This window comes from Fulvivirga kasyanovii (assembly GCF_009711405.1).
GTDB classification, from domain to species: Bacteria; Bacteroidota; Bacteroidia; order Cytophagales; family Cyclobacteriaceae; genus Fulvivirga; species Fulvivirga kasyanovii.
This window is the reverse complement of record NZ_SMLW01000444.1, coordinates 1-10807: the sequence shown is the minus strand read 5'-3', so window position 1 is coordinate 10807 and position 10807 is coordinate 1. Positions and strand designations below refer to the sequence as shown.

Sequence of the window (10807 nt, the reverse complement as noted above, 5' to 3'; positions counted from 1 at the left end):
CCTAGAATAGTAGGTTGTAGCGAAGTGCCACTATGGAAATAAAAGACTGAATGAGGCAATCAAATTCCAAGATGCTTGCCCACATACTCCTCAACCCCCTCTTCCAAATCATGAAATTTCTTTGAGTACCCAATCCCCCTCAATTTGCTCATATTGGCTTCGGTAAAATACTGGTATTTGTCTCTTATGTCTTCTGGAGTGTCAATGAAACTAATGTTTTCCTCTTTACCCATGGCTTTGAATACAGCCTTTGTCAAGTCAAGAAACGTTCTGGCTTTGCCACTCCCCAGGTTATAAATGCCTGAATCTTTTCGGTGATGCATAAGCCAGTAGCAGACATCTACAACATCCTTCACATAAACAAAATCGCGCATCTGCTCTCCATCTTTGTATTGAGCGTTGTGAGAACGGAATAATTTCATTGCGCCTGTATCTTTTATTTGGTTATAAGCATGCCAAACAACAGAAGCCATTCGCCCTTTATGATATTCATTTGGACCGTACACATTGAAGAACTTTAAACCTGCCCAGTAAAATGGCTTTTCTGGCTGTTCCAAAGCCCATATATCAAAATCTTGCTTCGACTGACCGTAAGGATTCAGAGGTTTGAGGTTTGGGATCTGTTTTTCATCGTCCTCATAGCCATGCTCTCCTAATCCATAGGTAGCGGCAGAGGAGGCATAAACAACTGGAATTTGATATTTTACGCACCTTAGCCAGAGATCTTTTGTGTATTGCGTGTTTAGCCTGTTTAGAAGCTCTTCATCAAATAAGGTAGTATCTGTTTTGGCTCCAATGTGAAAAATAAACTCAACCTCTTCGTAATTAACATCGAGCCACTGCTGGAATACCTCCCGATCTACTTTTTCCAGTATTTTCAACCCTTCGATATTACTGTTTTTAATAGGGTTATCAAACTTGTCAACAGCTATAACATTGTTGAAGTTTTCATTATTTAATTTTTCAATAAGCTGGCTTCCAATAAACCCAACGGCTCCGGTAACTACGATCATATCTGTAAATTTTGGGCAAATTAACCCAATGATTTCTATAAAACGAAGTAGTACCCTCAAAATCTGATCTCTTTCGTATATTTGCAAAAGATTTTAATGAGCTGAAAATGGTTTTTTTAAGTAGACAAGAGCATTTTAATGCAGCACATAAGCTGTATAATCCTAACTGGTCAGAGGAGAAGAATACTGAAGTATTTGGCCCTTGCGCCAATGCCAACTGGCATGGTCACAATTTTGAAATGATTGTGACCGTAAAAGGAGACCCGGATCCAGATACAGGGTTTGTTGTCGATCTTAAAAAGCTAAGTATACTGATCAGGAACGAGATAGTTGATAAGGTTGACCATAAAAACCTGAACCTTGACGTTGATTTTATGCAGGGAAAAATGGCGAGCACTGAAAACCTTGTCATAGAGTTTTGGAAGATATTAAGCGAAAAACTGCCTACCATTACCTCTTCAGCTCAGTTACACTGCATTAAACTTTATGAGACACCTAGAAACTATGTAGAATACTATGGTTAACCCGACAGAATGAAGTATTTTGTAATAGCAGGTGAAAGGTCTGGTGATTTACACGCTGGAAATTTAATTAAAGCGTTAAAAGGGCAAGACCCACAAGCTTCTGTTAAGGGCTTTGGTGGAGACTATATGGAGACGGCTGGTGCTGAGATATTGGTACATTATCGAGAGCTGGCATTTATGGGTTTTTTGGAAGTAGTGAAAAACCTTGGTACCATTCGCAGATATCTGGCTTACTGTAAAAGAGAAATTGACAAGTTCAAGCCAGATGTGGTAGTACTGGTTGATTATGCAGGGTTTAATCTTAAAATAGCCAAATATGCTAAAGGAAAGGGAATCCCAGTGTATTACTACATATCACCTAAAGTATGGGCATGGAACCAAAAACGGGCATTGAAGATCAAGAGACGTGTGGATCATATGTTCGTTATTATGCCATTCGAACAGGAGTTTTATAAGAAATACGATTGGCCTGTCGATTATGTTGGAAACCCTGTGCTTGATGCCGTAAATGACTACCATCCTGATATAGAGCGTACGGAGCTCGAGGGTGACTACATAGCAGTTTTGCCCGGAAGCCGTAAACAAGAGTTACAAAATGTACTGCCAACAATTAATGGGCTTGTAAAGCTATTTCCTGATCAGCAGTTTGCAGTAGCCGCAGTGGATAATTTGTCTCACGATCTCTATTCTTCCATCAGTAGTAACAGTAATGTTAAGTTGGTCTATGGATATACCTATGATCTTCTGGCACATGCCAGGGCAGCTATAGTCACCTCGGGTACCGCAACCTTAGAGACGGCCATGTGGGAGGTGCCGCAGATTGTCATCTATAAAACGAGTGGGATATCTTATAAAATAGCCAAATGGTTGATTAAGGTACCGTTTATATCTCTCGTTAACTTAATAGCCAATAAAGAAGTAGTTAAAGAACTCATTCAGGATGACCTTAATGAAAAGAGTCTTTCAGAAGAGCTTAGTAAAATTTTAAATGATCAGCCTTATAGAGAGGAGATGTTAAACCAATATCAAATGATAAAAAAGCAACTTGATATAGGAAGAGCTTCTGATAACGCTGCCGAACTAATGGTCAAATATCTTCGTGATGCAGGTTAACAAAAAGTAAAGGCCACTCTTTCGGATGGCCTTTACTTTTTTATACTTTCGCTATAAGCTGCTAGGCAACTTTAAGCTTGCTGTATTTAGATTTGCTAAACTTCTCTTCAGCATATGATCGGTTAATGATTAGTTTGTCTGCTTTATCGTCAGAAGGCAATTCAAACATGGCATCATTAACAATGGCTTCACAAATAGACCTTAAACCTCTTGCTCCAAGCTTATAATCAAGTGCTTTTTCAACAATAAAGTCCAGTGCCCCATCCTTGAATTCAACGGCAATATCCTCCATTTCAAATAGCTTTTTATACTGCTTGATAAGCGCATTTTTAGGCTCAGTCAGTATCTTTCTTAGAGCTTCTTTGTCTAACGGGTTCAGATATGTTAACACTGGCATCCTTCCGATTAATTCAGGTATCAGGCCAAAACTCTTAAGGTCTTGTGCTGTCACATATTGAAGGAGATTGTCATTTTCAACATCTAAAGGTTTAATAGCATCTTCAGAGGAAGCAAAACCCATCGGACGCGTGTTGATCCTCTTGGCAATGTTCCTGGAAATTCCATCAAAAGCACCTCCGCAGATAAAAAGAATGTTTTCAGTATTTACCGAAATCATTTTTTGATCAGGGTGCTTCCTTCCACCTTGAGGAGGAACGTTTACCGTAGTTCCCTCTAGAAGTTTCAGAAGCGCCTGTTGCACACCTTCTCCACTTACATCCCGGGTTATTGAAGGGTTGTCTGATTTTCTCGCAATTTTATCAAGCTCGTCGATATATACGATTCCTCTTTCTGCCGCTTCTGTGTCATAGTCAGCAGCTTGAAGAAGTCTGGTGAGAATACTCTCAACATCCTCCCCAACATAACCTGCTTCGGTTAGTACAGTTGCATCCGCAATACAGAAAGGAACTTGAAGAATCCTGGCCAATGTTCTGGCAAGGTATGTTTTACCGGTTCCTGTTTCACCAACCATAATGATATTTGATTTTTCAATCGTAATATCATCATCAGACTTCTTCTGCATCAGCCTTTTGTAGTGGTTGTATACGGCCACTGAGATCACCTTTTTGGCTTCGTCTTGCCCGATAACAAATTCGTCAAGGAACTTCTTCATCTCCTTTGGCTTCACCAGATTAAAGTTAGGTGCGCCATCTCCACTCGTGTTTGATTTTTTCTCTTCCGAAAGGATTTGATTCGCCTGGGTAATACATTTGTCACAAATGTGCGCATGTATCCCTGATATCATAAGGTCTACATCCTTTTTATTCCTTCCACAAAAAGAGCAAGTTACTTCTGCCATTATATTATTTTTTTCTGATCAGGACCTCGTCAATCAGACCGTAGTCTTTGGCCTCTTGGGCTCTCATCCAATAGTCTCTATCCGAATCCTGTTCTATTTTTTCATATTTTTGACCTGTATGTTTTGCCAGAATTTCATACAGATCTTTTCTTAATTCCTGCATCTGCTTTAAGGTAATCTCCATATCCCTGGATTGCCCTTGCATTCCGCCGCTAGGCTGGTGTATCATGATTCTTGAATGAGGCAAAGCAGCCCTCTTACCTTTATCTCCGGAAGCCATTAGCACTGCTGCCATAGAAGCAGCCATACCGGTACAGATAGTTGCGACTTCTGGGTTAACATACTGCATGGTGTCATAGATGCCCAAACCGGCATATACAGAACCTCCCGGACTATTAATATACATAATAATATCCTTTTTAGGGTCACTTGACTCCAGGAAAAGTAATTGGGCTGTAATAATGTTGGCGATCTGATCATCAACACCCATACCTAAAAATATGATCCTGTCTGATATTAGCCGGGTGAATACGTCAATAGCTCGGAAGTTTCCAGGGCGTTCTTCAATGACGTACTGCGTCATGTTTTGAACGGCTTTTGAGTAGTCATCAAATGTGGTGCCGCTAATACCCTGATCTTTTACTGCAAATTTTCGGAATTCTTCTTTATTTATCATTTCAGTAAATTTTCTTATTCATTTAAGTATTTGTTTGCACTCAATTATAACAAGAAATTACAAGAATTGTCTACTAATACAAAAAAAAGCCCAAGTAACCCAGGGCTTTCAATTAACTGTCAAAATGTTAGATTAGTTCGCTACAATTTTCTTAAATTCTTCAACGTCAACCTTCTTATCATTAAGGGTGATTTGTTCTTTGATGAAGCTCAGGATTTTTTCATCTCTTACTTCCCCAAATACCCTCATGTAGTTTTGGCCATTTTCTCCTTTTAAGTAGTTATCTGCGAAAGCATCCAAATGATCTTTCAACTGCTCAGCAGCGCCAGGGCCACCTAACTGTTGCAGGATCATTGACTTTGCTTTGTCTACTACCTCAGCATTCTCTACTTTAATTTCGTTATCTTCGGCAATTTTGTTTTTGATCAGGTCCCATTTTAAGGATTTTACATACTCATCAAATTCTCTGTCCACATCCTCTTGGGTAACTTTCCCTTCATTCGACCTTAGTAGCCAATCTTTAAGGAATGCCTCAGGTATATCTATTTTAGTTTTATCTACAAAGTGATCTTTGATGCTTTGGTCAAGGTAGTATTCAGTTTCCCTTTTATAATTGCCCTCTACAGTTTCTTTTACCTTTTGAGTAAATTCATCTTCACTCTTAACGGCATCTTTTCCGAACACTTTATCGAAAAGTTCCTGATTCAATTCCGCCGGTACTGAACGGTTGATATTTTTTACAGTTAGCTGAAATTTACCCTTTATTTCTTTGGCTTCATCATGTCCTACATTGAGAAGGTGGGCAATGGTATGATGATCTTTGATAGTTTTTTCAATATCAAATTCAATTACTTCTCCTGGCTTAACACCGGTAAACATTTTGTGGGCCTTTTTGTCAAGATCCTCCCAACTAATAAGCCCTTCATGGGAAAGATCTCCATCAAGTTGTCGGATATCCCCGTAAAATGCATCACCTGCTTCGCTTACCTCAGGATTGGTGGTAGTACCAAACTGTTTTTTTACATTATCAAGAGTTTCATTGAGAGCCTTCTTATCTATTTCTATTGTATAAGAATTTACCTTTTGCTTTTTTGACAGATCGTAAGAGAATTGGTCAACCATACCTATGGCATAGTTGAATTCAAAATCTTTTTGATTGTCCCAGTCTATTTTTGCTGCTTCTTCAAGGTCGGGTAGAGGCTCACCAATTAGCTGGATATCTTCCTTCTTTATGTAATCAGAAAGGGACTTGGAAAGGATATTGTTAATTTCTTCCACAACAATAGACTTGCCATACATTTTCTTCACCAAACCTGGAGGAACTTTGCCAGGTCGGAAGCCTTTAATATTTGCCTTTTTAGCGTACTGCTTTACTTTTTCTTCTACATTAGGTTGATAATCACTTTCCTTTAATGTAACTTTAATAGAGGCTTCCGTTGAGCTTTTTTTGTCTAATGTGATATCCAAAGCTGTTAATTTTAATAGTGAATAATAAATAAAAACCCTCAATCACGAATTTATAAACTTATCGGGACCGAGGGTTGTTTTTTTAGTGCGGATGGAGGGACTCGAACCCCCATGCCCGGAGGCGCTAGATCCTAAGTCTAGTGCGTCTACCAATTTCGCCACATCCGCTTGTTGTAAAATGAAGTGCAAATGTAAAAAATATTTTTTATACTGCAAATGTTTTTCAAGGAGAATTTAAAAATTTATTTGAGCGAGATTTTTTAATATGATTGCAATAGATGTTGAGGAAGAAAATAAGGAAATAGTTCGCAAGTACAGACAATTATTGAGACGAGCTAAACCATTTCTAAAAGAGGGTGATTCCAGACTAATCAGAAAGGCATTTAATACTTCAATGGAGGCACATCATGGAATGCGCCGTAAATCAGGAGAACCTTACATATTTCATCCTCTGGCTGTAGCCAAAATTTGTGTTGACGAAATAGGATTGGGAACCACATCCATAGTGGCAGCCCTGCTTCATGATGTTGTTGAAGATACAGAGTGGACCATTCAGGATATAGAGCGTGACTTTGGTAAGAAAATAGCCAGGATCATTGATGGCCTTACCAAGATTTCCGGGGTATTTGAGCATGGAAGTTCGCAGCAGGCGGAAAATTTCAGAAAAATGCTCCTTACCCTTTCCGAGGATGTTCGAGTTATTTTGGTTAAGCTGGCTGACAGGCTGCATAATATGCGGACTCTGGATAGTATGCCGGTTAATAAACAATACAAAATAGCCTCCGAAACAATATTTCTATATGCCCCACTTGCCCACCGGCTAGGGCTGTATGCCATAAAATCAGAGATGGAAGATCTGTATCTCCGCTATACAGAGAATGAAGTTTATGCAGAGATTGTTAAGAAGGTCGATATTACCAAAGATGTCAGGAACAGGTTCATTAAAAGCTTTATTCGTCCTTTGCAAAAGGAGCTAAATGAACACGGATTTGAATATGTGATAAAAGGAAGACCGAAATCGATTTATTCAATCTGGAATAAAATGAAGAAGCAAAATATTCCGGTGGAAGAGGTCTACGATCTGTTTGCGATCAGGATAATAGTAGATACATCTTTGGAAAATGAGAAGGCCATGTGTTGGTTGGTTTACTCCATTGTTACTGACTACTACAAACCAAATCCGGACAGGCTGCGTGATTGGATCAGTACACCTAAAGCCAATGGTTATGAATCTCTTCACACTACAGTAATGGCAAAAAACGGCCAGTGGGTAGAAGTGCAGATACGATCAAAGCGAATGGATGAAATAGCCGAGAAAGGCTATGCCGCACACTGGAAATATAAAGACAATGTTAATAGTCATGAATCGGGGCTGGAGCAGTGGATCAGCAAGGTCAGAGACATGTTGGAACAAAACGATTCCAGTGCACTGGAGTTTGTGGATGATTTCAGGGGTAACCTTTTTAATGAAGAGGTTTTCGTCTTTACTCCGAAAGGTGACCTTAAAACGCTGCCTCATGGAGCAACAGCTCTTGACTTTGCATTTGATATACATACTGAAGTAGGGGCAAGGTGTATTGGAGCCAAGGTTAATCAGAAGTTGGTTCCCATTAATTATACATTGAAAAACGGTGACCAGGTAGAAATACTAACTTCCAGCAAGCAGAAGCCTAATGAAGATTGGCTACGATTTGTGGTGTCTTCAAAAGCCAAGGCAAAAATCAAAGACGAACTCAAAGAAGATAAGAAGTTTATAGCTGAAGAAGGTAAGGAAATAGCCCTCAGGAAGCTTAGGCAGTTAAAAATAGAGCCAAGTAATGAAACCTTTGACCGGCTAAGGGCTTATTTTAATGTAAATACCCAATTTGATCTTTTCTTTAAAGTTGGCCAGGGGCTGATTGATACTAAAGATTTGAAGAGCTTCAAAGACTTTAAGCCGGCCACACCTATTAAAAGTAAGCCCAGTACCAATATTTCCGATGCAAAGAGCTTTGAGAAGGAGATTGTAAAGCTAAAGTCTAATGACATACTTCTTATTGGAGAGGATATGGACGTAGTGGATTATAAACTCTCAAAGTGCTGCAACCCAATCCCTGGCGATAATGTTTTTGGATACGTTACTGTTAATGAAGGTATTAAAATACATAGAACTACCTGCCCTAATGCCCCTGAACTATTGGCTAACCACGGTCATAGAGTGGTTAAAGCAAAATGGGCATCACAACATGCGGCTTCGTTTCTGTCTGGTTTGAAAATCATTGGTACAGATAGGGTAGGCTTAATTAATGATGTTACCTCAATTATTTCAGATGAGTTGAAAGTAAATATGAGGTCAATGTCCATTGATACGGACTCAGGAATATTTGAAGGTGAAATTATGCTCTATGTGAACGATACCAGACACCTCGATTTGTTGATTACAAAACTTGAAAAGGTCGAAGGCGTCGTTAAAGTTTCCCGCTTTGATTACAATGAATAACCTAATCAAGAGCCAGACTCTTTTTTGTTGAAAGAAATTATATATTTGCATTCCCATAGAGTAATTCAATAATGGCACTTAACGAGAAAGTTTACGAGGAAGTAAAGAAAATTTTCACTGCATACCTGGAAAATAAGGGGCTGAGGAAAACACCGGAACGATATGCCATTTTGGAAGAAATATATTCCCGTGATGGACACTTCGATGTAGAATCCCTGTACATCAGTATGAAAAATAAAAACTATCGGGTTAGTCGTGCAACGGTTTATAATACACTTGACCTGCTTGTTGAGTGCGATCTTGTTAGCAAGCATCAGTTTGGGAGGAATCTCGCTCAGTACGAAAAGTCATATGGGTATAAACAGCACGATCACTTGATTTGTACAGAATGTCATAAGGTGGTGGAATTTTGTGATCCGAGAATACATAATATTCAAACCATGGTAGGGGAATTGTTAAATTTCGACATTTTACACCATTCTCTCAATTTATACGGAATATGCGGAGATTGTCGTATTAAACTACAAAATCAAAAATCAGAATGAAGTTTAAGCATCAGATAAAAAATGATGTGCTTATCTTGAGCATGCAAGGAGACTTGATAGGTGAGGATAGCGGTTTAGATCTAATCGCTATGGTCAATGATCAAATCTCAAAAGGTATTAAATTATGCGTCATCGATATATCCGGTTTGCGATACATTAACAGTAGCGGTATAGGGGTTCTGATCACCATACTTACTAAGTTTCGGAATAAAGGAGGAGAGGTTTGTCTGTTAAAACCTTCGGAGAGTGTACAGAAACTATTAATTATTACTAAGTTAAATGCTATATTCAATATCACCGATAGTGAAGAAAATGCATTTGAAATATTGAAAAATGCCTGATTCTATGCAAAACAAAATGGATGTTTTACTAGGGCTCCAGTGGGGAGATGAAGGAAAAGGAAAGATTGTTGATTTTCTTGCTCCGAAATATAATGTTGTTGCCCGTTTTCAGGGCGGCCCTAATGCTGGTCATACTCTGGAGTTTGATGGTATCAAGCATGTGCTTCACCAGATACCATCAGGTATTTTCAGAAATGATATTATAAACATTATTGGAAATGGTGTTGTGCTTGATCCTGTAATATTTAAGAAAGAGGTAGAAGCACTTGATAAATATAATATCGATGTGCGGGCTAATTTGTTCGTATCAAAAAAGACACAACTGATTTTACCCACACATCGTTTGCTGGATGCCGCATACGAAGAAGCCAAAGGAAAGAAAAAAATCGGGTCTACTTTGAAAGGTATAGGTCCTACATATCAGGATAAAGTTGCACGCCAGGGGTTGAGAGTAGGTGATATACTTTCCGAAAGTTTCAAGAAGAAGTACAATAAACTCGTAGAGAAACATCTGGAGATACTCTCTCACTACAATACAGAGTACAACCTGGAAGCTGTTGAGAGTGAATTTTTCAATGCGATTGAATTTCTCAAAACCTTTGATCTTATAGAAGGCGAATACAAAATTAATAGTGAACTATCTGCAGGGTCGAAAATTCTCGCGGAAGGCGCCCAGGGTTCGTTGCTCGATATAGATTTTGGAAGTTACCCCTATGTGACAAGTTCTAATACTACCACATCAGGAGCTTGCAGTGGTTTAGGAGTTGCTCCTAATAATATAGGTGAAGTCTACGGTATATTTAAAGCCTACTGTACCAGGGTAGGGGGAGGTCCATTCCCAACCGAACTCTTTGACGAAGATGGAGCCAGAATGCAGAAAGAAGGCAATGAGTTTGGTGCTACTACAGGCAGGCCAAGACGATGTGGCTGGATAGATCTGCCCGCTTTAAAATATACCATCATGATCAATGGTGTAACACAACTGTTCATGATGAAGGCTGACGTGCTCAGTATATTTAAGACTATAAAGGTATGCACCCATTATAAATTGCCTGACGGGACAGTTAGTGATATATTTCCGTATGAAATAGTTGATCAGGAAATTGAGCCTGTGTATAAAGAGTTGCCAGGTTGGAACATAGCTATTGATAAGATTGATGAATTTGACGCACTCCCAGAAGAACTCAAAAGCTATATTCAATTTTTGGAAAATGAGCTTAAAGTGCCGATAAACATTATTTCTCTGGGGCCGGACAGGACTCAAACTATCATGAGAAACGGGGTCTTGGCATAGGCCCCGAAAAATATTTTCAAAATATTTTCTTTGAGGTATTGCAGGAATAAAAACTCCT

General features: G+C 39.0%; 10 protein-coding genes and 1 tRNA gene. 6 read left to right on the top strand and 5 right to left on the bottom strand.

Translation table 11 applies throughout. The features are described 5' to 3' along the window. Positions 1-59: 59 nt before the first annotated feature. On the bottom strand, positions 60-1013 hold the full coding sequence (gene rfaD / locus E1163_RS07095; protein ID WP_155170743.1) for an ADP-glyceromanno-heptose 6-epimerase: 954 nt from the start codon (positions 1011-1013) through the stop codon (positions 60-62). 107 nt (positions 1014-1120) lie between these two features. Between rfaD and E1163_RS07090 the strand changes: the two genes are divergently transcribed. After that, entirely contained in the window at positions 1121-1537 is a 417-nt protein-coding gene (locus tag E1163_RS07090) for a 6-pyruvoyl trahydropterin synthase family protein (RefSeq protein WP_155170742.1), read from the top strand. A gap of 9 nt (positions 1538-1546) precedes the next feature. Continuing rightward, entirely contained in the window at positions 1547-2650 is a 1104-nt protein-coding gene (gene lpxB, locus E1163_RS07085; RefSeq protein ID WP_155170741.1) for a lipid-A-disaccharide synthase, read from the top strand. A 61-nt stretch (positions 2651-2711) separates the two neighbouring features. On the opposite strand, the gene clpX is transcribed toward lpxB, so the two are convergent. The 4 genes from clpX to E1163_RS07065 form a co-directional block, all read right to left on the bottom strand. After that, on the bottom strand, positions 2712-3947 hold the full coding sequence (gene clpX / locus E1163_RS07080; protein ID WP_155170740.1) for an ATP-dependent Clp protease ATP-binding subunit ClpX: 1236 nt from the start codon (positions 3945-3947) through the stop codon (positions 2712-2714). Between the two features lie 4 nt (positions 3948-3951). Further along, a complete protein-coding gene (locus tag E1163_RS07075) occupies positions 3952-4623 on the bottom strand; it encodes a ClpP family protease (protein ID WP_155170739.1) in 672 nt (223 codons plus the stop codon). A gap of 132 nt (positions 4624-4755) precedes the next feature. Then, positions 4756-6090: a trigger factor gene (gene tig / locus E1163_RS07070; RefSeq protein WP_246223538.1), complete on the bottom strand. Its 1335-nt coding sequence runs from the start codon at positions 6088-6090 to the stop codon at positions 4756-4758. An 86-nt stretch (positions 6091-6176) separates the two neighbouring features. After that, positions 6177-6258, bottom strand: a tRNA-Leu gene (locus E1163_RS07065). 97 nt (positions 6259-6355) lie between these two features. Here E1163_RS07065 and E1163_RS07060 point away from each other — a divergent pair. From E1163_RS07060 to E1163_RS07045, 4 genes are all read left to right on the top strand, one after another. After that, complete coding sequence (locus E1163_RS07060; protein WP_155170737.1) at positions 6356-8569, top strand: RelA/SpoT family protein; 2214 nt, start codon at positions 6356-6358, stop codon at positions 8567-8569. A 71-nt stretch (positions 8570-8640) separates the two neighbouring features. Continuing rightward, positions 8641-9114 (top strand): Fur family transcriptional regulator, encoded by a 474-nt coding sequence (locus E1163_RS07055; protein WP_155170736.1) that lies wholly within the window; start codon positions 8641-8643, stop codon positions 9112-9114. Beyond that, complete coding sequence (locus tag E1163_RS07050; protein ID WP_155170735.1) at positions 9111-9455, top strand: STAS domain-containing protein; 345 nt, start codon at positions 9111-9113, stop codon at positions 9453-9455. The genes E1163_RS07055 and E1163_RS07050 overlap by 4 nt, the downstream gene beginning before the upstream one ends. A gap of 4 nt (positions 9456-9459) precedes the next feature. Beyond that, positions 9460-10749 (top strand): adenylosuccinate synthase, encoded by a 1290-nt coding sequence (locus tag E1163_RS07045; protein WP_246223535.1) that lies wholly within the window; start codon positions 9460-9462, stop codon positions 10747-10749. Positions 10750-10807: the final 58 nt, after the last annotated feature.